General features: G+C 60.6%; 20 protein-coding genes. 14 read left to right on the top strand and 6 right to left on the bottom strand.

Going from position 1 to position 26,673, the window contains the following annotated elements; translation table 11 throughout:
• Positions 1-17: 17 nt before the first annotated feature.
• The 3 genes from yidD to rpmH are packed head-to-tail and all read right to left on the bottom strand — an operon-like array spanning position 18 to position 939.
• The gene (gene yidD, locus LKK40_RS04645) at positions 18-320 is read right to left on the bottom strand and encodes a membrane protein insertion efficiency factor YidD (protein WP_304309598.1); all 303 of its coding nucleotides are present in this window, start codon (positions 318-320) and stop codon (positions 18-20) included.
• The gene (rnpA, locus tag LKK40_RS04640; protein WP_304309596.1) at positions 317-784 is read right to left on the bottom strand and encodes a ribonuclease P protein component; all 468 of its coding nucleotides are present in this window, start codon (positions 782-784) and stop codon (positions 317-319) included. Before rnpA ends, yidD begins: the two co-directional genes overlap by 4 nt.
• Positions 785-804: 20 nt before the next feature.
• Entirely contained in the window at positions 805-939 is a 135-nt protein-coding gene (gene rpmH / locus LKK40_RS04635; protein WP_152580064.1) for a 50S ribosomal protein L34, read from the bottom strand.
• Positions 940-1,338: 399 nt separating this feature from the next.
• Here rpmH and dnaA point away from each other — a divergent pair, with 399 nt between their 5' ends.
• The 10 genes from dnaA to LKK40_RS04585 all read left to right on the top strand — a co-directional run bounded on the left by dnaA (position 1,339) and on the right by LKK40_RS04585 (position 14,978).
• Positions 1,339-3,111 carry a chromosomal replication initiator protein DnaA gene (gene dnaA / locus LKK40_RS04630; RefSeq protein WP_304309594.1) on the top strand — a complete coding sequence of 591 codons (1,773 nt, stop codon included), beginning with the start codon at positions 1,339-1,341 and terminating at the stop codon, positions 3,109-3,111.
• Positions 3,112-3,208: 97 nt separating this feature from the next.
• Entirely contained in the window at positions 3,209-3,457 is a 249-nt protein-coding gene (locus LKK40_RS04625; protein WP_304309592.1) for a toxin, read from the top strand.
• Positions 3,454-3,756, top strand: coding sequence for a hypothetical protein (locus LKK40_RS04620; RefSeq protein ID WP_304309591.1), 303 nt, complete (start codon positions 3,454-3,456; stop codon positions 3,754-3,756). Before LKK40_RS04625 ends, LKK40_RS04620 begins: the two co-directional genes overlap by 4 nt.
• Before the next feature lie 702 nt (positions 3,757-4,458).
• On the top strand, positions 4,459-5,583 hold the full coding sequence (dnaN, locus tag LKK40_RS04615) for a DNA polymerase III subunit beta (RefSeq protein ID WP_304309589.1): 1,125 nt from the start codon (positions 4,459-4,461) through the stop codon (positions 5,581-5,583).
• 33 nt (positions 5,584-5,616) lie between these two features.
• Positions 5,617-6,978, top strand: a complete 1,362-nt coding sequence (gene recF / locus LKK40_RS04610; RefSeq protein WP_368491393.1) for a DNA replication/repair protein RecF — start codon at positions 5,617-5,619, stop codon at positions 6,976-6,978.
• Complete coding sequence (locus LKK40_RS04605; protein WP_304309588.1) at positions 6,975-7,463, top strand: DUF721 domain-containing protein; 489 nt, start codon at positions 6,975-6,977, stop codon at positions 7,461-7,463. The genes recF and LKK40_RS04605 overlap by 4 nt, the downstream gene beginning before the upstream one ends.
• Positions 7,464-7,733: 270 nt before the next feature.
• Positions 7,734-9,806 (top strand): DNA topoisomerase (ATP-hydrolyzing) subunit B, encoded by a 2,073-nt coding sequence (gene gyrB / locus LKK40_RS04600; protein WP_304309820.1) that lies wholly within the window; start codon positions 7,734-7,736, stop codon positions 9,804-9,806.
• A 364-nt stretch (positions 9,807-10,170) separates the two neighbouring features.
• Positions 10,171-12,867 (top strand): DNA gyrase subunit A, encoded by a 2,697-nt coding sequence (gyrA, locus tag LKK40_RS04595; protein ID WP_304309819.1) that lies wholly within the window; start codon positions 10,171-10,173, stop codon positions 12,865-12,867.
• Between the two features lie 204 nt (positions 12,868-13,071).
• On the top strand, positions 13,072-13,713 hold the full coding sequence (locus LKK40_RS04590) for a DUF3566 domain-containing protein (protein ID WP_304309818.1): 642 nt from the start codon (positions 13,072-13,074) through the stop codon (positions 13,711-13,713).
• 155 nt (positions 13,714-13,868) lie between these two features.
• Positions 13,869-14,978, top strand: a complete 1,110-nt coding sequence (locus LKK40_RS04585) for a VanZ family protein (protein WP_304309587.1) — start codon at positions 13,869-13,871, stop codon at positions 14,976-14,978.
• Here the strand turns inward: LKK40_RS04585 and gdhA are convergent.
• Entirely contained in the window at positions 14,973-16,319 is a 1,347-nt protein-coding gene (gdhA, locus tag LKK40_RS04580; protein WP_304309585.1) for an NADP-specific glutamate dehydrogenase, read from the bottom strand. The two genes, LKK40_RS04585 and gdhA, sit on opposite strands and share 6 nt — an antisense overlap.
• 548 nt (positions 16,320-16,867) lie before the next feature.
• On the opposite strand from gdhA, the gene LKK40_RS04575 reads away from it, so the two are divergent.
• The 3 genes from LKK40_RS04575 to LKK40_RS04565 all read left to right on the top strand — a co-directional run bounded on the left by LKK40_RS04575 (position 16,868) and on the right by LKK40_RS04565 (position 20,951).
• Positions 16,868-17,869, top strand: coding sequence for an L-lactate dehydrogenase (locus LKK40_RS04575; protein ID WP_304309583.1), 1,002 nt, complete (start codon positions 16,868-16,870; stop codon positions 17,867-17,869).
• 307 nt (positions 17,870-18,176) lie between these two features.
• Complete coding sequence (locus LKK40_RS04570; protein WP_304309581.1) at positions 18,177-19,304, top strand: ABC transporter ATP-binding protein; 1,128 nt, start codon at positions 18,177-18,179, stop codon at positions 19,302-19,304.
• Between the two features lie 177 nt (positions 19,305-19,481).
• On the top strand, positions 19,482-20,951 hold the full coding sequence (locus LKK40_RS04565; protein WP_368491394.1) for a DUF4032 domain-containing protein: 1,470 nt from the start codon (positions 19,482-19,484) through the stop codon (positions 20,949-20,951).
• Between the two features lie 152 nt (positions 20,952-21,103).
• Here LKK40_RS04565 and rlmB read toward each other — a convergent pair whose 3' ends face one another.
• Positions 21,104-22,105, bottom strand: coding sequence for a 23S rRNA (guanosine(2251)-2'-O)-methyltransferase RlmB (gene rlmB, locus LKK40_RS04560; RefSeq protein WP_152580053.1), 1,002 nt, complete (start codon positions 22,103-22,105; stop codon positions 21,104-21,106).
• A gap of 860 nt (positions 22,106-22,965) precedes the next feature.
• Between rlmB and LKK40_RS04555 the strand changes: the two genes are divergently transcribed.
• Complete coding sequence (locus LKK40_RS04555) at positions 22,966-25,974, top strand: cation-translocating P-type ATPase (RefSeq protein WP_304309816.1); 3,009 nt, start codon at positions 22,966-22,968, stop codon at positions 25,972-25,974.
• A gap of 106 nt (positions 25,975-26,080) precedes the next feature.
• Here the strand turns inward: LKK40_RS04555 and dcd are convergent, their stop codons facing one another.
• Positions 26,081-26,662, bottom strand: coding sequence for a dCTP deaminase (gene dcd / locus LKK40_RS04550; protein ID WP_304309579.1), 582 nt, complete (start codon positions 26,660-26,662; stop codon positions 26,081-26,083).
• Positions 26,663-26,673: the final 11 nt, after the last annotated feature.

Here is a 26,673-nt window from a genome sequence, read left to right as displayed (position 1 = left end):
ATGGTGTGGCCGTCTCCTTATGACTCGTTGGCCAGTGGCGTCAAACGCGGTTCTTCATGGGCCTTGGACCATGAAAATCGATAGAATACGGAGTAGCGCTGCGGAACATCGTCGATTCCGCCTCGGCTCCAAGGGCGGCAGCGCAGCAAGCGCAGCGCAGCAAGCAATCCTCCACGCAGCACGCCATAGCGCTCAATCGCCTGATAAGCATACATGGAGCAAGTTGGATAGTACCGGCAATGCGGTGCCGTGTTCGCGGAGATCGTACGCTGATACCAGCGAATGGAGTTCAGACAGGCCTGAGCCAGGCGCGAGGTCATAAGCGATCTCCTGCCGAAGCGTTCCCGGTTTTCGCGCCGGTAGCCGAAGCCGTTCCAGACTTCGCCTTCACTTTCGCGCTGATGTCGTGAAACAGCCTCGACACCTGCGCATCAAGCGCCTGATAGGAAGCCGAAGCCGCACTGGGCTTCGCACGCATGACGATATCGCAATCAGGCGGCAGCTTGCTCTCGTGCGTACGCGCCAGGACGCGGAATCGCCGCTTCACGGCATTGCGCATCACGGCATTGCCCACCGCTTTTGAGACGGCAAGCCCAAGCCGCCGGCTCGACGCGACACCATCACCTGAATTGTCCGCAAGCCCTACGCTTTTCGCATGCTCCACATGGTTCAAAGATGCAGTATCGCCGCGCATCAGATAATGCACGACGATATCGTTTGCGACGACTTTTCGGCGACGTTTGAGCACGGTGACGAAGTCACTGTGGCTTTTCAGTCGCTCCACGTCCTGTACGCCGTCAGGGTTCAGGCGGAAAGGGACTTGCGGCCCTTGCCACGGCGACGGTTGATCAGCGCGCGGCCGGAGCGTGTGCGCATGCGGGCACGGAATCCGTGCTTCATGTGGCGACGACGGTTGTTCGGTTGGAATGTCCTCTTCATAAATAAGCTCCCGGTTTTCAGCCATGCAAAAGTATGGCTCCTCATGAGTCAAGCTCTACCAAGGTACTCTCACCCCCGACCTTTCGTCAAAATATAGCGAGATTTTTCACATTTGCGTCGATTGGCAAGGCTTGCGAATGAACATGAAGTGAACGTGAGGTAACCATAAAACGGCGTAATTCAGCCTATCCGCACCGGCACATCACGGCCGCACTTATCCACAAATAACATCGATGTTATTCACATTCGAGCGTTTGCAACACGCAAGGCTGTGGATAACTTCCGACATTCGGAGTAAACATAACGCTTGTATTTATTATTTAGGGTTAGCGCAAAATCTTAAGGGTTAACGCCAATCGACGGACAGCAGCGCACGGTAACACGGTAAGGAGGGTCGCTATGGCGGACGAGCAGAACGACCCGGCCTCCCAGGCCGCGCGCATATGGGCTGACGCCCTAGCTGTGCTGGGTCACAATGCTTCGCTCACGCCTCGTGACAGAGGTTGGCTTGAAGGCGTGATTCCCGAGGCCGTCTTCGGCACCACCATCGTGCTATGCGTGGCCAACAGCTCCACGCAGCAGGCATTGCAAAACGATCTGAATGAACCGTTGCTCGCCGCCCTGCATATGGTTTCCGGGCAGCACATGTTCCCGGCGTTCAAAATCGTCCCGCCCAGCGAGCCTGCGCCAGCATCGGCTGCCACGGCATCGCCCAACGAAGGGCAGCCTGCACCGACGCAGCCTTCCCAGGCCACGACTTCCGAGCACCGCAGCGCTGACCACTCTGCTGGCCACGTCTCTGCAATTCCGGACGATACGCATACCGGCATCCGGCATGACTACGATTCCTATGCCAGCCACTCGCCAGCGGCAGCGGCAGCAGCGTCATCGCAGCCGACATTCGACACTTCGGCAGCCGCCGACTACCCCATACCGACGCCAGGCGAGCAAGGCGGCAGACCGACCTCACCCACGCCGGACGCCAACACTGTCAATTCCGTCAACACTGTCAACACTGTCAACGATAGGCACGGCATGCGCGACATACGCACGCACGACCACACCGGACAGCAGCTGCCCGGCAACCCGTCGTATCACGTCGATCAGCATCGTGCGGCGCTTGACCCGCAGACCCATCTGAACAAGAACGCCACCTTCGACACATTCGTGCCGGGTGATTCGAACCGGTTTGCGCGCACTGTCGCGCTGGCGGTCGCGGAAGGCTCGGGGCGCGACTTCAACCCCTTATGTATCTATGGCGGCTCCGGGCTGGGCAAAACGCATTTGCTCAACGCCATCGGGAACTACGCGCTGGTCAAGGACGAATCGGTTAAAGTTCGCTACGTCACCAGCGAGGAATTCACCAACGAATTCATCGAGGCGCTGCAGACCCCCAACCAGAGCCAGGGGCAGATCGCCGACTTCAACCGCCGGTACCGCGAGGTCGACGTGCTGCTCATCGACGACATCCAGTTCCTCGGCGGCAAAGAGGCCACGCTCGAACAGTTCTTCCATACCTTCAACGCGCTGTATCAGGCGAACAAACGCATCGTCATCGCCTCCGATGTGGCACCCAAGAACCTCAAGGGCTTCGAGGCCCGGCTCATTTCCCGCTTCGAATCCGGCCTGACAGTCGACATCAAGCCGCCGGACTTGGAGACGCGCATCGCGATTCTGCGCATGATGGCCTCAATGAGCCATTCCAACATTCCCAACGACGTCCTTGATCTCATCGCGGAGCGCTTCACCGAGAACATCCGCGAACTCGAAGGCGCGCTCACCCGCGTCACCGCGGTCGCCTCCTTGAGCAATCAGCCGGTGTCGCGAGCCTTGGCCGAGCAGACGCTGCAGGACTTCTTCACGTCGAATGTGGAAATCAAGCCCACCGACATCATCAGCCAGGTGGCCAAGTACTTCCACCTGACCTTCGATGACCTTGTCGGCCGCGCCCGCACCAAGAATGTGGCGCTGGCGCGTCAGGTCGCCATGTATCTCGCGCGCGAGATGACGAGCATGAGCCTGGTCGACATCGGCGAGGTCTTCGGCGGCCGCGACCACACGACCGTCATGCACGCCTACACCCGTGTCTCCGGCGAAATGCAGGAGAAGCAGGAGATCTACAACTACGTTATGGAGCTCACGGTGCGCCTCAAGCAGCACTCCAACGACTGAACGTTCCAGTTTCCGCTGTCTTTACTAGGTTTTCTTTCGCAACATCATATTCACCATAGAGCGAATGCATTCGTTATTTTTGTAGTACAATATTTGTATGTTGATAGTCGAATCGGCGCTGAAGCACGGCATCGACCCGGAGGATTCTCTCTGGGTGGTGCATCATCCGATTCGCGTGCTGCTGATGCGTGATGAGCCGCTCAAGGAGATGTATTTGGGGTTCACCGCCGCGGGAATACCGCTCGAAGTCATCGTCGTGCAAACCCGTCAGGGATCAGCCTTGATTCACGCGATGCGCATGCGCACACAGTATGCCAAGCTGCTGTCACAAAGGAGGCAGATATGAGCTACACCATAGCGAAACTTGATGCATTCACACCTGAGGAGTCGAAGCTGCTTCAAGCTGACGCAGCCGAAGCCGAACGTGGCTACGACCCTGATGAGCTGGTCGCGCAGGATGCGAAAATCCGCCGAAAGGCTGGCCGACCAGCAACCGTACACGCCTCAAAGACCATTCAAGTTCGAATCGACCAGGAAAGCGACCTCAAACTTGAGCAGTATCGCAAAGTACGGCACATGAAGCGATCAGAGGCGATACGAGATTTGCTCAACCGCGCACTGGCAGAGGTCTCAACCAAGTCCTAATCCACATAAAACACATCTCTTGATCACTCGTAATTTCCCGTGTAGCTGCGATTATCAGTTCGCTTACAGATTTTAAATCGCTGGTTTCACGGGAAATTTCATATACTGCAATGCAGGGCGCCATGAATATGTCACCACACGGTTTCTTTTCGGCACTTTTTGGGAAATGACAGCAATATCCGTGTCTGCGTACACGACAATCATACGAATTGCTGGCGTGCATTCGAGAGAATGGCGTACACGAAGCGTTTTCGGCATTTTGGTTTGCAGCCTTGCGACACACCGAAAACCAGCCCATATCGAAAGAAAGTTATCCACACCCTTATTCACAAATGTGCGTAAAGCCTGCGAGTAAGTCGTGGACGACACCCTATTTTGCTGTGGATAACTCGTGGACGATTGCTTTTCGATTGTGGATAACCCAAATGCAACGAGATACCTGTGGATAACTCGGGCATTTATCCACAATAAACTCATAAGTTATCCACACCAGCACAAAGGCTTGAAAAGCATGCCGCAGTTGAGCTCAACGCACTTATCCACTCTATCCACCGTGCTTATTATGACGACTACTTCCCTCTCTTACGTTCATCGCCACCGTGATAACGCCTGCCGCCTCACAAACGACAACCGCCGTATCGAAACCCGCTAGAATAGCCACAGACCTGTTATGAATCCATCGCTTGATGAACCGAGGAGCGTATGAAAGTAGAAATCGATTCCGCTGCACTGGCGGACGCCGTAGCCTGGACGACTCGTATCATCGATGCTCGCCCAGCCCAACCCATTCTCAGCGGCGTACGTCTCGAAGCCGTTGAGGGAACCTTGCAGTTTTCAGCATTCAACTATGAGATCTCCGCACGCCACCATATCGAGGCTGGCATCGAGGAGCCCGGCAGTGCGCTCGTCGTCGGCAAACTGCTCGCTGACATCACCAAATCGCTTCCAGCGGAAAAGACGCAGCTGGAAACTTCGGATTCTTCGCTGACCATCACCTCCGGCAAGTCCACCTTTACGCTGCAGCTCATGCCGCTGAGCGAATACCCGGACCTGCCTTCGGTGCCTCCAACGCTGGGCCAGGTGGACGCGCCGACCTTCGTGCAGGCCGTTGCGCAGGCCACCGTCGCCGTTTCGCGCGAGGAGAACCGCCCGGTGCTCACCGGCGTACGCATCCAGTTCGACGGCGACAAGGTCGTTATGACGTCGACCGATCGTTTCCGCCTCTCGCGTTCCAGCTTCTCCTGGACCCCGCAGAGCGTCGATATGCAGACCGTCACGCTGGTGCGTGGTTCGCTGCTGCGCGATGTCTCCCGCGCTTTGGATGAGCATCAGAACGTCGTCATCGATTTTGATGCTGAAAGCCCGTCGTTGCTTGGTTTCGAGAACGCCGGTCGTGTCTCGACCTCGCAGCTTATCGACGGCGAATTCCCGGCCATCGACCGACTGTTCGCCGATGAGTACCCCACGCAGGCTGTTATCGACAAGCAGGCGCTGATCGGTGCCATCAAGCGCGTTGCGCTGGTAGCCGAGCGCAACGCCCCAATCCGCATGGAGTTCAACGGCCAGGAGCTGCTGCTGAGCGCCGGTTCCGCCGACGAATCGCAGGCCCGGGAAATCCTCGATGTCGATCTTGATGGCGAAGAGATCACGGTGGCCTTCAACCCGGCCTACCTGATCGAAGGCCTGAGCGCGATAACCGAGCCCTTCGTGCGCATGAAAATGATGACAGCGGTCAAGCCGGTCGAGTTCAACGGCCAGCAGGAGGCGGATTCCGACGAATCGATGGATTACCGCTATCTCCTGGTCCCCATGCGCTACAACAACTGAAACCTGTAGCGCTTTAGCAGCAGAAAGAACGCCGTGTACATCAGTCGCCTTGCTTTGGACCATTTCCGGTCGTGGGAGCATTGCGTTGTCGATTTCGCCCCGGGCGTTAACATCCTGCACGGCGCGAATGGCTTGGGCAAGACGAATATCGTTGAGGCCATCGAGGTGCTGTCGACCGGATCGAGCCATCGGACGTCAAGTGCGCTGCCGTTGGTCGAGCGCGGATTCACCTCGGCGACGATCAGGGCCAATGTCGGCGAATCAGCCGTCATCGAGGCGCCAGCCGGAGCGGGTGCTGACAATGACGCTGCCAGGGCAGATGGCAAGGCGAATGACCATCTCCATACGACGACCTACGAGGCGACCATCGCCGCCCGTGGAGCAAATCGGGCCAGAATCAACGGCGGTTCGTCGTTGTATATGCGCGATATCGTCGGCCGGATTCCCAGCGTCTCCTTCACTCCGGAGGATCAGCGGCTGGTCACCAGCGATCCGGCCATGCGGCGGCGCTTCCTGGATCAGGCTGGGGCATTGCTGATTCCAGGCTATATGAACCGGCTGCAGACCTGCACCCGCATCGCCAAGCAGCGTGCGGCTCTGCTCAAGCAGCTCGAACGCGCCGAAGGCGACACGAATGCCGCGCTGAGCGGGCTGGAAATCTGGACCGGGCAGTTCATCGAGGCGGGCATTGCGCTCACTGCCGATCGCAACAGCATTATTGATTCGCTGAGCGAGCCCTTTGCTGCTATCTATGACAGGCTTGCGGGTGACGAATCTGCTGTAGTCAAATCTGCTATCGACAGCGAACACCAGACTGCGCATAAAGCCCGGCTTGTCTACGAGCCGTCCTTCGCCGAGGTGCTTGGCGACTCCACTGGAGACGCCCCTGCTGCCATCAGCAGGCATTTCCAGCGCATCTACCCGGGTGAAGTCGCGCGAGGGCTTAATCTCATCGGCCCGCATCGCGACGATATGGCCTTGGAGCTTGAGGGCATGCCTGCGCGCGAATTCGCGTCGAACGGCGAGATGTGGACGATGGCCCTGGCGCTCAAAATGGCGCTGTTCGAGGTCGTCGTGCGCACGAGCGGCGTGACGCCTATCGTGATTCTCGACGATGTCTTCGCACAGCTTGATGAGACGAGACGTGGGCAGATTCTCGCTTTCGCCGCCGCGCAGCAGCAAGTGTTCATCACCGTCGCTGCACGCAGCGATATCCCGGATTTGAACGACTTTGGTATGGGCTTGGGCAGTGTCGGTCTGAATAGGAATGAGGCCTTCAACGGCACTACAACCGCCAATATCATCGACGTGGCGCAGCTCAAGGCAGATTCGCATGACGGCAACGACCAGCTCATCGCACAGCTGCAGGCCATGCGCGGCGGAGGCGAGGCATGAAGCCGCCAGTCGTGGTGACCCTGCATCTCGATCAGCGCAAACTGCCCGCTGAGATCTTCGACCGCTTCGCCGCCAGAGCCGGGGTGTTCCGCGACAGACGGCAGCGCGAGGAAGACGCCTGGGAGAGCTTTGGCAAGCCCGGCCGCGACCCGGACAAGCTCGGCGGCGTGCTCAGCGCTTTGGCCAATCGCGGCGGCTGGGTGCCGAATCTTAAAATCGCACAGTTGCGCAATCACTGGGACCAGGTGGTAGGCCAAGGGGTTGCGCAGCATTCGCAGGTCGTCGGCTTCGCTGAGGGCATTTTGACGATACGCGCGGAATCGACGGTCTGGGCTACGCAGCTGACCTATCTCATGCCGCAGCTGAGCGCGACTATTCGTACGCGGCTCAAGGGTTTGGACATCAGCGAAATACGGGTCACCGGGCCGCATGCGCAGTCGTTTGGCAGGGGCCGTATGGGCGGCGGTAGGCGTTATTCGCGCTAGCATAGCCATACGCCGCAAAGTCCCTAGAGACAAGTAGAATCACATGCAGTATGTGTAAACGCCTAGAAGGCCCCATTATTTGCGTTCTAGAGCGTATCGCCCGCGTCTGAGCCTCTCACGCAAGCGAAAATGCAGGAAGGAACCGTTGTGGCAGACAATACCACCGACCAGGGTGATATCGACGATAACGACATCGAACACAGTGATATCAAAGACAGTGACAGCGCGCGCATTAATGGTGTGGTGAACGACAATGCGGCAGGTGACGGTGTGCTAGGCGATGCTGACGCAGCAGCCGATGCGGCTGGCGAAGGCGGCACGCTCGACGATCACGGGCAGCTTGACGACTCGCTCTCCCCTGCGCATTACGACGCGAGCGATTTGCGCGTGCTCGAAGGCCTGGAGGCCGTGCGTATCCGGCCTGGCATGTACATCGGCTCGACCGGTCCGCGCGGCTTGCACCACTTGGTTTATGAGATTGTCGACAACTCCGTTGACGAGGCTCTGGCCGGGTACGCCTCGCATATCGAGGTGACGATTCTGCCGGATAACGGCGTGCGCGTCGCCGACGACGGCCGTGGCATTCCAGTCGACGAGGTGCCTGGCGAGGGCGTTTCCGGCGTGGAAACCGTGCTGACCAAGCTGCACGCGGGCGGCAAATTCGGCGGTGGCGGCTACGCGGTCTCCGGCGGCCTGCACGGCGTGGGCATCTCCGTGGTCAACGCGCTGTCCACCCGCATCAACGTCGAAGTGCGCCAGCAGGGCTTCCACTGGCGTCAGGACTTCGCGGACCAGCATGCCATCGCGCCGCTGGCCAAAGGCGAGCCGATGACCGAGGACGAAAGCACCGGCACCACGGTCACCTTCTGGGCTGATTCGGATATTTTCGAAACGACGGTCTACGACTTCGAAACGCTGCGTTCGCGCTTCCAGCAGATGGCGTTCCTCAACAAAGGCCTGAAAATCTCGCTGACCGACTTGCGTCATGCGGATTCCGACGAAATCACTGGCGATGGCGACAACGCCCTCGAAGAGCTGCACCAGACCATCACGTACCAGTACATGAACGGCATCAAGGACTACGTCGATTATCTGGTCAAGTCGCGCAAGGCCACACCGATCGAGGAGGACGTGATCGATCTGGAGTCCGAGGATCTGAAGCTCGGCATCTCGGCGGAGATCGCGCTGCAGTGGACCACCGCGTATTCCGAGGCTGTGCACACCTTCGCTAACACCATCTCCACAACCGAGGGCGGCACGCACGAGGAGGGCTTCCGCGCGGCGCTTACCTCGCTGGTGAACCGCTATGCGCGTGACAAGGGCCTGCTCAAGGAGAAGGACGAGAACCTCTCCGGCGACGATGTGCGCGAAGGCCTGACCGCCGTCGTCTCCGTCAAACTCACGAATCCGCAGTTCGAGGGCCAGACCAAGACCAAGCTGGGCAATTCCGAGGCGAAGACCTTCGTGCAGCGCGTCATGACCGAGCGGCTCGGCGACTGGTTCGACGCCCATCCGGGCGAGGCCAGGAACATCATACAGAAGTCGATGGAAGCCTCCCGCGCCCGTCTCGCCGCCAAGAAGGCGCGTGAGAACACCCGGCGCAAGTCCATCTTCGAGACCGCCGGCATGCCGGACAAGCTCAAGGACTGCCAGTCGAGCAACCCCGAGGAATGCGAGCTGTTCATCGTCGAGGGTGATTCGGCAGGCGGCTCTGCAATCCAGGGCCGCAACCCGATCACGCAGGCGATTCTGCCCTTGCGCGGCAAGATCCTCAACACCGAGCGTGCGACCTTCGATCGCATGCTCAAGTCGGAGACCATCGAATCGCTTATCACGGCGGTCGGCGGCGGCTACGGCGAGGAATTCGACCTGAGCAAAGTGCGCTACCACAAGGTCATCATCATGGCTGACGCCGATGTGGACGGCGCGCATATCGCGACGCTGAACCTGACGCTCTTCTTCCGCTACATGCGCCCGATGATTACGGCCGGTTATGTGTACGTCGCCATGCCGCCGCTCTACCGGCTCAAGTGGACCAAAGGCGCGCACGACTTTGTCTATACCGACAAGGAGCGCGACCGCGTGCTTGAGGAGGGCAAGGCCTCTGGCCGCCAGCTGCCCAAGGGCGAGGGCATCCAGCGATACAAGGGCTTGGGCGAGATGAGCTACCAGGAGCTATGGGAGACCACCATGGATCCCGAGCACCGGGTCTTGAAACAGATTCTCATCGAGGACGCGGCGCAGGCCGACGAGACCTTCTCGATGCTGATGGGCGACGAGGTCGAGCCAAGGCGGCTGTTCATTCAGCGCAACGCAAGGGACGCAAGGTTCATCGATGCGTAGCATCGCTGAACCTTGCGTAGACAGCGGGAGAAGTCCGGCGTGCTGTGCACGGCGGACCCGCTGTCCCGAGCGGCTCTTAAGAACCGCGAGGCATATAAATAAATGGTCGCCTAAGCGTCGATGAACCGAGCGTAGGCGGCGGATTGAGGCACGTCCATTCTGCCGCCCGAGCAGTTCTTACGAGCTGCAAGGTACGACGCATCATAACCACATCAAGGCATTGGCAGTGGTCGCTGGAAATACATGCAGATACCCGACTTGGCATTGCACCACCGCAGCAATCACCGCACACATACACGTTAAACAGCATTGAAGTTAAACAAAGGGAAATATCGTGGCAGACGAAACCGATAACACGGATGGCATGAACGGGCAGGCGAATCCCGACGGCTCGATGGAGCCGCTCAGCCCGCAGGAGAGCGACGACACCGACTACGGCCTGCTGCAGGGTGAACGCATCAAGCACACGGACGTGCAGCAGGAAATGCGCGATTCCTATTTGGCCTATGCGCTGTCCGTCATCGTCGAGCGCGCGCTGCCCGACGTGCGCGACGGCATGAAGCCGGTGCACCGGCGCGTGATCTACGCGATGTATGACGGTGGCTATCGTCCCGATCGCGGCTACAACAAATGCTCGCGCGTCGTGGGCGACGTGATGGGCAAGTACCATCCGCACGGCGATTCGGCGATCTACGACACCCTCGTGCGCATGGCCCAGTCGTGGTCGATGCGCTACATGCTGGTTGACGGGCAGGGCAATTTCGGCTCTCCGGGCGATGACGGCGCTGCCGCCATGCGTTACACCGAATGCCGCATGGCCCCGCTCGCCATGGAAATGGTGCGCGACATCGACAAAGATACGGTCGATTTCGTGCCGAACTACGATGGCAAGACGCAGGAGCCGACGGTGCTGCCGGCCCGTTTTCCGAACCTGCTGGTCAACGGCTCATCCGGCATCGCCGTGGGCATGGCCACCAACATCCCGCCGCATAACATGCATGAGGTCGCTGCAGGCGTGCACTGGGCGCTTGACCACCCCGACGCCAGCCGCGAGGAGCTGCTCGAAGCGCTTATCCAGCGCATCAAAGGCCCTGATTTCCCTACTGGCGCCACGATTCTAGGCCATAAGGGCATCGAGCAGGCCTATCGCACCGGCCGCGGGCTTATCACCATGCGTGCCGTCGTCAACACCGAGGAGATCAAGGGCCGCATGTGCCTGGTCGTCACGGAGCTGCCCTACCAGGTCAACCCCGATCGACTCGTCGTCTCCATCCGTGAAGCGGTGCGCGATGGCAAGATTCAGGGCATCGCCGATATGCGTGACGAGACCTCGGGCCGCACCGGCCAGCGACTCGTGCTCGTGCTCAAGCGCGACGCCGTGCCCAAGGTCGTGCTCAACAATCTGTACAAGCACTCCCAGCTGCAGCAGACCTTCGGCGCGAATATGCTCGCGCTGGTCGACGGCGTGCCGCGCACGCTGAGCCTCGACGCCTTCATCCGCCATTGGGTGAACCACCAGATGGACGTCATCGAACGCCGGACGAGGTATCTCAAGCGCGAGGCCGAGGAACGCGACCATATCCTGCAGGGCTATCTGAAGGCCCTTGACATGATCGAAGAGGTCATTGCGCTTATTCGCGCCTCGCGCGATGTGGACACCGCGCGCACCGGGCTGATGGAGCTGCTCGATGTCGATCAGGTGCAGGCCGACGCCATTCTGGCCATGCAGCTGCGCCGTCTGGCAGCGCTGGAACGCCAGAAGATCCTCGACGAGCATGAGGATCTCATGCGCAAGATCGCCGATTACGACGATATTCTCGCGCATCCGGATCGTCAGCGCCGGATCGTCGGCGACGAGCTGGATGACATCGTGGAGCGCTACGGCGATGAGCGCCGCACGAAGATCCTGCCGTACTCCGGCGAGATGAACGTCGAGGACCTGATTGCCGAGGAGAACGTGGTCGTCACGGTCACGCATTCCGGCTTCGTCAAGCGCACCAAGGCCGACGAATACCGCGCCCAGCATCGCGGCGGCAAGGGCATCAAGGGCGCCAAGCTGCGCGAGGATGATGTGGTCGACCACTTCTTCCTCACCTCGACGCATAACTGGCTGCTGTTCTTCACCAACCGCGGCCGTGTCTACCGCATCAAGGCCTACGAGCTGCCCGAAGGCTCGCGCGACTCGAAGGGCCAGCATGTGGCGAATCTGCTGCAGCTCGGCCCCGACGAGAGCATCCAAACCGTGCTCTCCATCTCGAACTACGATGTCGCCAAGTATCTCGTGCTCGCCACGCGCTCGGGCAAGGTCAAGAAGACTGCGCTTTCCGAGTACGACTCCCCGCGCCAGGGCGGCCTGATCGCCGTGCGCCTGATGGCCGACGAGGCGACTGGCGAACCTGTTGATGAGCTGGTCGGCGCCGCGCTGTGCAACGCCGAAGACGATATCATTCTGGTGTCTAGGCTCGGCATGAGCCTCAAGTTCCGCGCCGACGACCAGCAGCTTCGTCCGATGGGCCGGCAGACCGCCGGCGTGCAGGGCATGCGCTTCCGCGAGGGCGACGAGCTACTTGCCATGGATGTGGTGTCGGACGCCAGCGAGCAGGATCTGCTCGTGGTCACGAACGAAGGTTTCGCCAAGCGCACCGCAATCAGCGAATACCGCCTGCAGGGCCGCAACGGCTACGGCGTCAAGGCGCTGAATCTGGCCGAAGGGCGCGGCTCGCTTGTCGGCGCGCTGATTGTTTCGGATACTGATCAGGTCATGGCCATCATGAAGTCCGGCAAGGTCATTCGTTCGGATGTCAATGAGGTGAATCGCACCGGGCGCAACACCCAGGGCGTGACGCTCGCCAAGCCTGACAAGGGCGATGAGATTCTGTCCATCGCCCGCAACGAGGAGCAGGACGAGGACGAGGCGGTTGATGCCCAGGCTGAGGGTTCGGCGGCCGAAGCTGCTGCATCTCAGACCGGTGACCATGATGATTCGGATGCTGCCCCGGTGACGCCGGAGGCTTCGGATTTGGCGGATTCTCAAGGCTCGGCGGATTCGCAGGACGACTGAGACCCGCGGTAGCAACGCAACACAAACAACGGTGGCGAGAAACTGTGCAGACTGCGTAGGATGAGCGGTAATCGTCCCAGAACGCTGGTAGCCTCAGCCTAGGATTACGGTTGAGGCCATCAGTGACAAGGAGAAACGATGAGCGAGAATCTTGAAGGCAACGAGCCGGATGTCATCAAGCCGGCAGGCACTCTCCCGCCGCTGATTCAGCCCCACGCCGAGGAATCGAGCGAGTCCGGCGATCAGCGTGAGGCAGCGGCGCAGTCGTCGGCAGATTCATCTCACGCCGGACATGAGCACGCGCCCCGCGTGGCCCGCTCCGCCTCCAACCAGCCGGCGTATACACCGGCAGGGTCCGGCTCTGCTGCTGCGTCATCGTCTTATGCAGCGTCTCCTGCTGCTGTATCTCCCAAGGCGGCTGCATCATCCAGCGCGTCGCCGTCCGCAAAGAAACCTGCTGCTGGTGCCGGTCGTCGCCCGCCGCGCGCCCGGCGCATGAGCCTGTCGCTGACCCACGTCGATGCGTGGTCCGTGGCCAAAGTCACCTTCCTGCTAAGCGTGGCCGGCGCAATCATTCAGATTGTCGCGGCGGCGCTGGTTTGGCTGTTGCTCAATGTGGTGGGCGTATTCGATCAGGTGACGCAGATCGTGTCGTCGACCGGTCTGGATGCTGGCGGCTTCAATCTTGGCGACGTGTTCTCGCTGGGCACGGTGCTGAGCGTCGTCACGATTTTCTCGATTATCGGCGTGGTGCTATTCACATTGCTCGCCACGATTATCGCCTGGCTGTACAACGTGGTCAGCGCCTTGGTCGGCGGCGTCCACATGACGCTTGGCGACGACTGAGCCCTACTGACTGGCCGTTTTACTCACGGATAATAGCAACTGAGCGTCGCCGCGGGCTCACCTGCAGCGACGCCGCCATCTTGGCCTGTCGAATTGGCCTGTCGAATTGGCCTGTCGAAGACAATACATTTAGTATCCAGGACAGAAAAGAGAGCATGCTCGCCTATCTGGGATATTTCAGCACATCGTTCATTATTGCGGTTATCGCATGGCCTTTCGTTTCGGCGGCGCTGACGCTGCCGATTCTCGCCGGCATGTATCACCGCCACCACCGGCTGCGTTTCGGCGCGGTGCTGGCGGCCTATCTCGTTGTGCTGTATCTGCTCGGGCTGGTGGCGTTCACGCTGTACCCGATGCCGGATAATCCCGAAAGCTATTGCGCGGTGCATCATGTTGCCCCGCAGCTCAACCCGCTGCGCTTCATTGCTGATATCCGCACCGACGGACTGTATGGCTTGCTGCAGCTGGTGATGAACGTCGTGCTGTTTGTGCCGCTCGGTTTTGCGCTGGCCCGTTGGGCGCGCTGGAAGGCCTGGGCCGTGGTTGCGGCAGGTTTCCTCGTGTCATTGGCCATCGAGCTCTCGCAGCTGACCGGCTTCTGGCACCTGTACCCCTGCGCCTACCGGCAGTTCGACGTCAATGATCTGATGACGAATACGCTCGGCGCGGTCCTCGGCCTGGTTGTGGCGCGGCTGTTCAGTCGCGTCGCGCCGCTTGAGCAGATCGACCGAGGCACAATCAACACCTCGCCCAAACTGCTGCACCGTGCGGTGACCTTGGCCATTGACATGTTCCTCATCGCCATGGCATATTTCTCGCTCGGCGCTGGTGCGGTCCTCCTGCTGCACGCGGCTGCCGTGCCGCTGCCCAACGGCGATTACCGGCTGCTGGGGCTGACCTTCGGCGTCGATGCATTTACCATCATCACGCGGGTTATCGCAGGTCTCGCGTTCCTCGTGTTCGAGCTATGGATTCCCGCCACGCATCGCGGCCAGACGCTCGGTGGCATGTTCACCCACATGACGGTCGAGACGCGCGGGCGCAGCGGCAACGCCAGGATTGCCTTCTACGCCCTGCGCAGCGTGGTGCTCTACGCGCTTATCCAACCTGGGTTCAGCAGCTCGTTCAGCGAGGCGAACCGCGTCTCCTTCGCCGTAGCATTCGTGCTTATCGTGTTCTGGCTTATCAAACGCCAAATGCCCTACGATCTGATTCCCGGCGAAGCTGGGGTCGAGCTCGAGTCCGAAGCCGAGCAGCGCCTATAGCATGCCTTGGGCGACCATCGCGTCGGCGACTTTGACGAATCCGGCGATGTTCGCGCCGATCATCAGGTCGTGCTCGTGTCCGTAGCGTTCTGCGGCTGCCAATGAGCTGGCGACGATGGATTCCATGATGGACTTCAGCCGTACGTCGGTTTCCTCGAAGCTCCAACTCAAACGGTAGGAGTTCTGGCTCATTTCCAGTCCGGAGACCGCCACACCGCCGGCATTCGCCGCTTTGCCTGGGCCATAGAGCACTTTCGACTGCTTGAAGACCTCAATCGCGCCAGGCGTGCAGGGCATATTCGCGCCCTCGCACACGACTGTGCAGCCGTTGCCGACCAAGGTGCGGGCCGCATCTTCGTCAAGCTCGTTCTGGGTTGCGCACGGCAGCGCGATATCGCACGGGACGTTCCATACTCCAACGAAGCCTTCATGATATTCAGCGCTCGGCACGCGATCGGCATACTCCTTGATGCGCCCGCGATGGTCGAGCTTGATATCCTTGAGCACATCGAGCTGAATGCCGTTCGGGTCGTGGATGTAGCCGCTGGAATCCGATGCCGTGACCACGGTGGCACCGAGTCTCTGCGACTTGTCGATGGCGAAAATCGCCACATTGCCCGAGCCGGAGACCGCAACCGTCTTGCCGGAGAAGCCGTCGCCGCGCAGCACGCGCATGGCCTCGGCGGTGTAATAGCACAGTCCGTATCCGGTGGCTTCGGTGCGTGCCAGCGAGCCGCCAAATTCCAAGCCCTTGCCGGTGAGCACGCCGGAATACTCGTCGCGGATGCGTTTGTACTGGCCGAAAAGGTAGCCGATCTCGCGTGCTCCCACGTTGATGTCGCCTGCGGGCACATCGGTGAACTGGCCGATATGGCGCTGCAATTCGGTCATGAAGGCTTGGCAGAAGCGCATGACTTCAGCATCGGAGCGGCCTTTGGGGTCGAAGTCGGAGCCGCCTTTGCCGCCGCCCATCGGCAGGCTGGTCAGCGAGTTCTTGATGACCTGCTCGAAGCCGAGGAACTTCACGACGGATTCGGTCACGGTCGGATGGAAGCGCAAGCCGCCTTTGTACGGGCCGATGGCGGAGTTGAATTGCACGCGGTAGCCGCGATTGACCTGGCACCTGCCGGCATCATCGGTCCACGCCACGCGGAACTTCACGAGTCGTTCCGGCTCCACAAGGCGTTCGAGGACACCGTTGGCCTCGTATTCGGGATGGTCGGCGAGAGCTGGTTCGATGCTTTCGAGCACCTCGTACACTGCTTGCAGGAATTCCGGCTGATCGCCGTCGCGCCGCGTGACCTGATCGTAGACGCGCTTGGCATATTCGTTGGTGAGCATGATTCTCCATTGCTATATTCAAATACAACGCGCTCATTGTATGGTCGCGCATTCGCGTTGTCACGAAAATGTTCAGAATGCGATTGAACAATTCTGATGTGGGGTGGAGGGCGAACGCCTTAGAAGCGTCGCCAGCGTACGTTTTCATGCATGCTCGTGACATCCGTATCGGAAAACGTACAGTGACTGAGCGGTATCGTACGTTTTCCGATACGGCTTTCGTCATGGTGCATAGAAAAGTACGCTGAAGCTGGGGGAAGCTGGGGACGGTCAGGCGCAGACGGGTGGTTGAGGGCGATAGACAGGGCAGCGCGCGCATTGCACGATGGTAGCGGCCATGAGGGTATTTCGCGCCGGCGCAACAGGGGGTAGTATCGCCAGTATGGCAACATCCCGCCGGATGCGCCGCGCTATATGGCATATGCCTTATGACGTACAGCGTGCCCATCCGGCGAATCGCCATGTCCCGAGCCTGACGGCACTCGCTCGCCCATGGCGCAGGAACAAGGCTGGCGGCCGCGCGAACGGCTGCGTGAGGAAGGAATCATATGAGCCATCAACCAGTATCCATCGGCATCATCGGCATCGGGCACGTCGGCCCGCACGCGGCGAACAGCCTCATTTTGCAAGGTATCGCGGACGAGCTGCTGCTATGCGACGTCAACGAGAGCAAGCTCGCCGCCGAGGTGCAGGATCTCAACGATTCCGTCGTTTTCGCGCCACACCGGGTCGTGGTGCGCAACTGCCATGCCGATTACGAGCAGCTGGCGGGCTGTGATGTCATCATCAACGCTGCCGGCAATGTGAAGCTTGCTGCGGTGAGCCGTGACGGGGAGCTGTTCGCCACCGTCGATTCGGCCCGCACCTTCGTTGGGCGGCTTGCGGCGGCTGGATTCGAAGGATTCTGGGTCAATGTGGCCAACCCCTGCGATGTGGTGTCCGCCGAAGTGCACCGGCTTTCGGGGCTGCCCACGAACCATATCATCGGCACCGGCACATGCCTCGACTCCGCCAGGCTGCGCGAGGTCATCTCGCTGACCACGAAACTCGCGCCCGAATCGATTCAGGCCTATATGATCGGCGAGCACGGCAATACACAGATCGCCGCCTGGTCGGCCATCAGCTTCGCTGGCGTGCCGATGAAGAATGTCATCAGCAAGCCCGGATTCAGCGACCTCAAACCCGATGAGGTGCAGGCGAAGGCACGTGACGGCGGCTATGTCGCCTATCGCGGCAAAGAGTGCACCGAATACGCCATCGCCAACGCGGCGGTGCGCATCACGCGGGCCATCCTGCACGACGAGCATGCGGTGATGCCCGGCTCGGTGTGGCTTGATGGGCAATATGGTCAGCGCGGATTGTACATTTCAGTGCCGTGCATCATCGGCGCAAATGGCGTCGAAGACATCGTCGAGCTGGATCTGAACGACGAGGAGCAGGCCGGATTCGCCGCCTCCTGCGACGCCGTACGCGCCAACACGGCCCGCCTCGCCCCCTTCAGCATCGAGGAGTCGCACAAGAACCCGGTCACACTGCCGAAGCACGAGTAACGCTAGCGAGTGTTACTGGCACGAAAAGGCCGCTGACGAGTCGTCAGCGGCCTTTTCGTGCCATATATCCCTTCGGGAGCGGCGCAGGGCACATACCCTGCGCCACGCTGAACTCGCGCGGACTCAGGGAGGTCTGCGAGCGGTGTATAGTGGATTTTGGCTCAACGAAGAGAATCTTCCAAAGCCGGTAAAAGATAAAAAACAAATGCTGACGTATAGAGTTTCCGAAGTTGGGAACGACAGACCGATGCATGGCCCTTCACTACGGATCGTTCGGCACGTACCTGCCGATGAAAGGACGACCATCATGGCAGAAGTAGTATTCGAGCATGTGACTCGCGTCTACCCGGGCAACGATAAGCCCTCGGTGGATGATTTGAATTTGGACATCAAGGATGGCGAGTTCCTCGTGCTCGTCGGCCCTTCAGGCTGCGGAAAGTCTACGACTCTGCGCATGCTGGCCGGCTTGGAAGAGGTCAACAAAGGCCGCATCCTTATTGGTGGCAAGGACGTCACCACGATGCAGCCCAAGGATCGCGATATCGCGATGGTGTTCCAGAATTACGCCCTGTACCCGCATATGACGGTGGCCGACAACATGGGCTTCGCCCTGAAGATCGCCGGCACCCCCAAGGCAGAGATTCGCAAGCGCGTCGAAAAGGCCGCCGAGATTCTCGATCTGACTGAATTCCTCGACCGCAAGCCGAAGGCCCTGTCCGGCGGTCAGCGTCAGCGCGTGGCTATGGGCCGTGCCATCGTTCGCGAGCCGAAGGTCTTCCTCATGGATGAGCCGCTTTCGAACCTCGATGCGAAGCTGCGCGTGCAGACCCGCACCCAGATTGCCGCTTTGCAGCGCCAGCTGGGCGTCACCACTCTGTACGTGACCCACGATCAGACCGAGGCCCTGACGATGGGCGACCGCATCGCCGTCATCAAGCTCGGCATCCTGCAGCAGGTCGGCGCGCCGACCGAGCTGTACGATACCCCGGCGAACGTCTTCGTCGCAGGCTTCATCGGCTCGCCGTCGATGAACCTCAACACCCATCCAGTGGTCGATGGCAAGGCGAAGATCGGCAGCGACACCATCGATCTGCCGACCGATATCGTTGCCAAGCTCACCCCTGAGGACAACGGCCAGATTGTGATCGGCTTCCGCCCGGAGGACGCCGGACTGGCGACCGCCGACGATGCCAACGCCTTCTCGCTCAAGGTCGCAAACGTCGAGGATCTGGGTTCCGATGGCTACATCTACGGCACCATCATCACCGACGACTCGGCGCTCGAGTCTTCGGCGACGATGTCCGACCAGAACAAGCTCACCACGATTCGTGTGAACCCGCGTGCGCTGCCGAAGGTCGGCGAGACCGTCAAAATCAAGATCGACCCGGCCAAGATGCACCTGTTCTCGCCTTCGTCCGAGCTGCGTCTCAACTAATCTTGGTGCGGTCGACAGATCGCACCAACCAGTAAGCGAGGTCATCTCTTCCTCTCTTGGATCTCGCTCGGGAAAGCCCTGCATAGCTGCGGGGCTTTCTTGTATGCTTACGCATTTTTCCTGCATTTTGCTGCATCTTCTCGTAGCTTCTCGTATCCGAACGCTAGATTGGTCGATATGGAATTCACAAAAGTGCCCGCCGGCATATCGGGTATGTCCGCGCGTACGAACCCGCAGATTACGGCGATAGTGCAAGGCTCCGGCGATGATGGCGGAAAGTCTGACGAAGAGCCGCGCAGCCTGACGATTACGGCCGCCAGCTCGAACCCGAAGATGTTCACGCTGCCGTGGGAGCAGCCGCTGTCTCAGTGGCCGCAGGAGCTGCTGGCTAATCTGCCGCGCGGTATTTCCCGGCATGTCGTGCGCTTCGTGCATGTCGGCGATGAAGTCTACGCGATGAAGGAAATCACGCGTGGCGTGGCCGAGCGGGAGTACGAGCTGCTGCGGCGGCTGCAGAAGCTCGACCTGCCGACGGTCACGCCGATTGCCGTGGTCACCGGGCGGCACAGCAAGTCCGGCGAGCCGCTCGAATCGATTCTCGTGACGCGGCATTTGAAGTTCTCGCTGCCGTATCGCGCTCTGTTCGCGCGCAATCTGCGCCCGGACACCGCGCAGCGGCTCATTGATGCACTGGCCGTGCTCATGGTGCGACTGCACTTGGCGGGCTTCTACTGGGGCGATGTGTCGCTGTCGAACGTGCTGTTCCTGCGTGACGCGGACGAGTTCTCCGCGTTTCTGGTTGATGCGGAGACCGGCGATCTGCACGCGGCGCTCACCGACGGCCAGCGCGAATACGATATGGACCTGGCGCGCACCAATATCATCGGCGAGCTGATGGACTTAAGCTCCGGCAAGCTGCTGCCTGGCGACGTGGACGAGGTCGAGGTGGGCAACGGCCTGGTCGATCGCTACCATTCGCTGTGGAGCACGCTGACCGATACCGAGAAGTTCGGGCCGGACGAGATGTGGAAGATCGAGCGGCGCGTCAACAAGCTTAACGAACTCGGATTCGACGTGGACGAGCTTGAGATGAAAACCACCGAGGACGGCAACCGCATCCTGGTGCGCCCGCGCGTGGTTGATGCCGGGTATGCCTCGCGCAAGCTGCTGCGGCTCACCGGACTCGACGTGCAGGAGAATCAGGCCCGGCGCCTGCTCAACGATCTCGACGCCTACCGCGCCTCAACCTGGCAGGATGACGAGGATCTTGAAATCGTCGCCACCGACTGGATGCGCGTGGTCTTCGAGCCGACTGTGCGCATGATTCCGCATGAGTACCGTTCGCAGATCGAGCCGGCGCAGTTCTTCCACGAGATTCTGGAGCATCGCTGGTTCCTGGCCGAGAAGGCCGGGCATGACATCCCGATGCGCGAGGCGGTCAAGAGCTACATCGACACGGTGCTGCCGAAGTACAAGCTCAACACCGAGGATGTCGACAAGCTCAACGCAGAAGCCGATTCCGGCGTGGTCGACGACGAGTCAACGTACGGATTTGACGGCTATGGTTCCGATGCGGATGATACTGACGATTCCGAAGGCTCCGACGCCATCGACAGCGATCCCGACGCGGCCGTGTGGGCGAGCTGACGCGTTATATTGCCTTGAGTCGCTGTTGTAGCGAGTAGCGCCAGCGCTAAGGTTAGCAGCACCATAAAGTATGGGGTCGAGGCCATATCCTCAAGGACTGGCCCCGACCCCTTACGTTGTGACGGTCAATGTGCTGGTAACGCTGAGTGGTTTTATTCCGTAGCAGTACCTGCAGCCGCTTCGCGGCGTGCGCGAGCCACCGCGTACAGGCTGATGCCTGCGGCGACGGAGGCGTTGAGCGATTCGACCATATTCGTGATCGGGATGCCGGCGATGGAGTCGCAGGCCTCGCGCACGAGGCGGCTCAGACCCTTGCCTTCGGAGCCGAGAACGACCACGAGCGGATCGGATTCGAAGCCGGTCTCGCCTACGAGCGCATCGCCGCCGCCGTCGAGGCCGACGGTGTAGTAGCCGTGCTCCTTGAGACTTTCCAGCGCCTTGGTCAGGTTGACGACCCGTGCTACGGGCATATGCGCGGCGGCTCCGGCAGACACCTTCCACGCGGCTGCGGTCACCGAAGCCGAACGGCGCTCGGGCAGAATGACGCCGTTGGCTCCGAATGCGGCTGCCGAACGAATCACTGCACCGAGATTCTGCGGGTCGGTGACGCCGTCAAGCGCGATGAACAGCGGACGCGCGGCGATGCGAGCCTCTGCGGAATCCGCAGACTGCATCGCGCGTGCCTTCTTCTCGGCGCGTTCGGCCAGCTCCTGCAACGAGGAATACTGGTACGGCTCGGCCTTGAGAATCACGCCCTGATGATTGCCGGTGCGCGCGATGCGGTCCATCTCAAGCCGGTCAGCTTCAAGCAGATTGAGGCCCTGCTGTCCAGCGAGCCGCACGATGTCGCGCGTGCGGTCGTCATGCTCGATGCGCGAGGCGATGTACAGCTGCGAGCTGGGTACGCCCACGCGCAGCGCTTCGAGCACGGCGTTGCGGCCGATGACCAGATCGTCGGAATCCGACGTGAATTTTGCGACGCGACGGCGTGCGGCGATGCGCGGATCGGCGACCTTGCGGCGGTCTGCGGTTCTCTTGGCGCGATACGCCTTGTGATAGACGCGATCCTCGGCCTTCGGCGTGGGGCCTTTGCCCTTGAGCGCATTGCGGTGTTTTCCGCCCGACCCCTTGGTCGGGCCCTTCTTCGTAACCATAGCCGCCATTCTCCCAGAACCCCACGGCAAACGGGTTTTTTGATGAGAAGGGCTGGCATCTTATGAAAGATGCCAGCCCTAGGCCTCAATAAAAGGTGGAGCCGAACCACCTGTCTGATATGGCCCATCTAAAGCTTTGTTTCGTCGCCGCTGGTGTAGATGGTTCGCACGCCTTACCAGACACTGTGATTCTAGCATGTTTTCTTTTCTCTTCGCATACCATTGAACTTGTCGCTTGGTATCTCGTCGCACGGATGCCGGCGTCTCATCCTGTTTTATGGCGGGGTGAGCCATCTCGCCGCGTCAGCGGCTGTTGGCGCGGCCTCAATAAAGGAGCACTGTAATGTGCCAGCCGAATGAGGAACCGCCGCGAGGAAACTTGCGGTTATTCATGACGGTGGTCTTGGTCATCGTCGCTGCCAAGATCGATACGATCACGGCAGATGTCATGTGCGTGATCTTCATGGTCTACGTGATGACAATGGACTATAGGCATCGCCTGTAGATGGTTGGTGCTCGGCTGATTTACCAGGTCGGGCACCGGCCCCTCATTTTGCGTTGCCATACGATTGCGGCACAGCATCAAGCGACGTTGCACAGCCTCATCGCTACCTGACATTTCGACGTGTGCAAATCCTGTTGATGCCTGAGGATGTCTGCGAACGGCGAAATGCGATTGTGTACTATGGATTAGGTAATCGTTGGCGGCACAAGCCGCAGCGACCACTAACCGCGCAGTTTCGTTTTTGCACATGTGCGTTGCAAAACGGGCTGACTACTCCGCGGCCAATTCTCAGGAGAACACCATGATTGGTCGATCCGATGATCAATCCGTAGCAGCAGGCGTTTCGTCAGTAGATATGACGCCAATCGATGTGGCGCAGCCCGCAAATCCAAGCAATCGTGAGGTTCCGCCCGACCAGGGCGACCCTTCGCTGACCGACGCCGAAGCCGTCGCCAAGGCGCTGAACGTCAACCCGGCCACTGGCCTCAGTGACGACGAGGCGTGGCGACGCTTGGAGCAATTCGGCCGCAACGAGCTGGCCAGCGGTCCTACAACGCCCAAATGGAAGAAGTTCCTGCAGCAGTTCCAAGACCCGCTGGTGTATCTGCTGCTTGCCGCCACGCTGATTTCGCTGGTCGCGTGGTTCATCGAGCGGGCGAATGCGCGGCCGGGCACCGAAGGCGGCGAGGCGCTGCCCTTTGATGCCATCGTGATCGTGCTTATTCTGATGGTGAACGCGGTACTGGGTTACTTGCAGGAGGCGAAGGCCGAGCAGGCCGTTGACGCGCTGGCGAAAATGACCGCACCGCAGACCTCCGTGCTGCGCGGCGGCAAGGTCAGCCGCATCGATACTGCCGAAGTCGTTCCCGGCGACATTCTCGTGCTGGGCGAAGGCGACTCGGTGTCGGCCGATGGACGCTTGTTTGCCGCGGCATCACTGCGCATCGCCGAGGCCAGCCTGACCGGCGAATCCGTGCCGGTGGGCAAGAAGCCCGCCACGCTTGAGCAGGCCAAGGCGCTGGGCGACCGCACCAATATGGTCTTCAACGGCACCGCCGTCACGCAGGGCACGGGCCGCGCCATCATCACCGGCACCGGCATGGACACGCAGGTCGGCAAGATCGCCGAGATGCTTTCGCACACCAACGACGAGGCGACGCCGTTGCAAAAAGAGATGAACCGCGTCTCCAAGATCCTCGGCATCGCGGTGGTCATCATCGCCGTAGTCGTGCTGATTGCGCTCGCCACGGTGGAGGGCTTCCACGATATTCATGACGTCATCGACTCGCTGCTGCTCGCCGTGTCGCTGGCCGTCGCAGCCGTGCCGGAGGGCCTGGCCACGATTCTCACCGTGGTGCTCGCGCTCGGCGTGCAACGTATGGCCCAGCACCACGCCATCGTCAAAAAGCTGTCCTCCGTGGAGACGCTCGGCTCCGCTTCGGTGATCTGCTCCGACAAGACCGGCACGCTCACGCGCAATGAGATGACCGTCGAGCGCGTGGTGACGCCGAGCGGTGAAGTGCAGATAACCGGCACGGGCTACGCGCCACAGGGTCGCATGGTCGCGCAGGATGGCAGCGATGATATCGATGCCGAACTCGCGCACGAAGTGTTCACCACGCTGGCCGCCGGTTCCCTTGCGAACGATGGCGACTTGCGGCAGAGCGGTTCGGGCGGTTCGGGTGGCTCCTCTCACGGCGGCTCGCACGGTACCTGGGAAGCCGTGGGCGACCCTACCGAAGTGTCGCTTATCGTCGCGGCTCGCAAGGTTAAAGCCATGTCGCGCTTCTCGAATTTCGAGCGCGTCGCCGAGATCCCCTTCACCTCCGAACGCAAGCGCATGGCGGTCATTGCCAAGGACAACGCTGATTCCGGCAAGCTCACGGTCTTCGCCAAAGGAGCGCCCGACGTGCTGTTGGGCTACTGCACGCATATCGCCGTGGGCAATGCGGTGCGACGGCTGACCGACGGCGACCGCGAGACCATCCTCGATACGGTCGAACGCCTCTCCTCGCAGGCCTATCGCACACTGGGACAGGCATACCGACCGCTGGAAACGCAGTCGCTGGCCGACGTGCCGGGCGTGCGCTCGAACGCCGCCGGGCAGGTGACGGACATCGCGGAGCAGAGCGAGACGATTGAGACCGGGCTGGTCTGGGCCGGCATGGTGGGCATCATCGACCCGCCGCGCACCGAGGTTCGTGCCAGCGTGACCGAGGCGCATCGCGCCGGGATTCGCACGGTGATGATCACCGGCGACCATCCGCTGACCGCTTCGCGCATCGCGTCTGATTTGAGCATCATTGAGGCCGGCGAAACGGGAGACACAGCGGGTAAAGCGCTGACCGGCGATCAGCTTGACGAGTTCCCCGATGACACGGCGCTGGACAAGGCCACTTCCGAGGTCTCGGTCTACGCCCGCGTGGCACCTGAACACAAGTTGAAGATCGTTGAATCATTGCAGCGCCAAGGCAATATCGTGGCGATGACTGGCGACGGCGTCAACGACGCCCCTGCCGTCAAATCCGCGGATATCGGCGTGGCCATGGGCATCACCGGCACCGAGGTGACGAAGGAATCCGCGAATATGATCCTCGCGGACGACAACTTCTCCACCATCGTCTCGGCGGTGCGCGAAGGCCGCGGCATCTTCGACAACATCAGGAAATTCCTGCGCTACCTGCTCAGCTCCAACGTGGGCGAGGTCTTCACGGTATTCGGCGGCGTGATGTTCGCCGGATTCCTCGGCATCACCCAGCCGGGAACCGCTGGTGTCACCGTGCCGCTGCTCGCGACCCAGCTGCTGTGGATCAACCTGCTCACCGATGCCGCGCCAGCGCTCGCAATGGGCGTCGACAAATCGTCGGAGGATATGATGGCCCGGCCGCCGCGCAAGGTCACCGATCGCGTGATCGACGCGCCGATGTGGGGCGATATCATCTTCATCGGCATCATCATGGCCGCCGTCACGCTGATCGGCATGGATATGCATCTGGCCGGCGGGTTGTTCACCGACCGCAGTGTTTCGGCGCTGGGCCACGAGGCGCAGATGGTCGAGGCGCGCACGATGGGCTTCACGATCCTCGTGTTCGCCCAGATGTTCAACGCCCTCGCCTCGCGCTCGCACTCGCAAAGCGCATTCAAGGGCCTGTTCGCCAACAAGTGGCTGTGGGGTGCCATCGCGATTTCCGCACTGCTGCAGCTCGTGGTGATCTATGTGCCATTCCTCAACGCCGCCTTTGGCACGACGCCGTTGGAACCCCTGGACTGGCTGGAATGCATCGGCTTGGCCCTGTTCGTGCTCGTTGCCTCTGAATTGCGCAAGGTGGTGCTTCGCTTGCGTGACCGGAGCCTGGCTCGATAAGGGTCATACACAAGTCGGCCGATAGCGATTTCAACCCGCGGAATTCCGCCACTCGAAATCGCTATCGGCCGACTTGCCCTTGCTCATGCAATCTCAGCCGACGGCCTCAATCCTCGATATCAGCCTTGTAGAAGTGCTCATAGGAGCGCGAAGGGGTCGGGCCACGCTGGCCCTGGTAGTGCGAGCCGGTGCCGGCCGACCCATACGGGTGCGCGGCGGGAGAGCTGAGCTCGAAGAAGCACATCTGGCCGATTTTCATGCCAGGCCACAGCTTGACCGGCAGCGTGCTCACATTCGACAGCTCCAAGGTGATATGCCCCTTGAAGCCAGGGTCGATGAATCCGGCGGTCGAATGGGTGACGATGCCGAGGCGACCGAGCGAGCTTTTGCCTTCGAGCCGCGCAGCGACGGTCGCGTCTAGCTTTATGCGCTCCCATGTGGAGGCAAGCGCGAACTCGCCCGGATGCAGGATCCACGGCTCGCCGGATGGCACTTCGAACTGCTCGGTGAGCGCGCCTTGGTTCTCGGCCGGATCCACGTAGGTATAGGCATGGTTGTTGAACAGGCGGAAGAAGCGGTCGAGGCGTACATCGATGGACGCGGGCTGCACCATCTCAGGCGTCCAAGGTTCCAGCGAGATATGGCCGGCGGCTTGGAACGCGAGGATGTCGCGATCGGACAGAAGCATGATTCCCCCTC

The organism is Bifidobacterium tibiigranuli (assembly GCF_022655035.1).
GTDB classification, from domain to species: Bacteria; Actinomycetota; Actinomycetes; order Actinomycetales; family Bifidobacteriaceae; genus Bifidobacterium; species Bifidobacterium tibiigranuli_A.
Note: the sequence above shows the minus strand (reverse complement) of the source record. Positions and strands in the feature narration are given on the sequence as shown.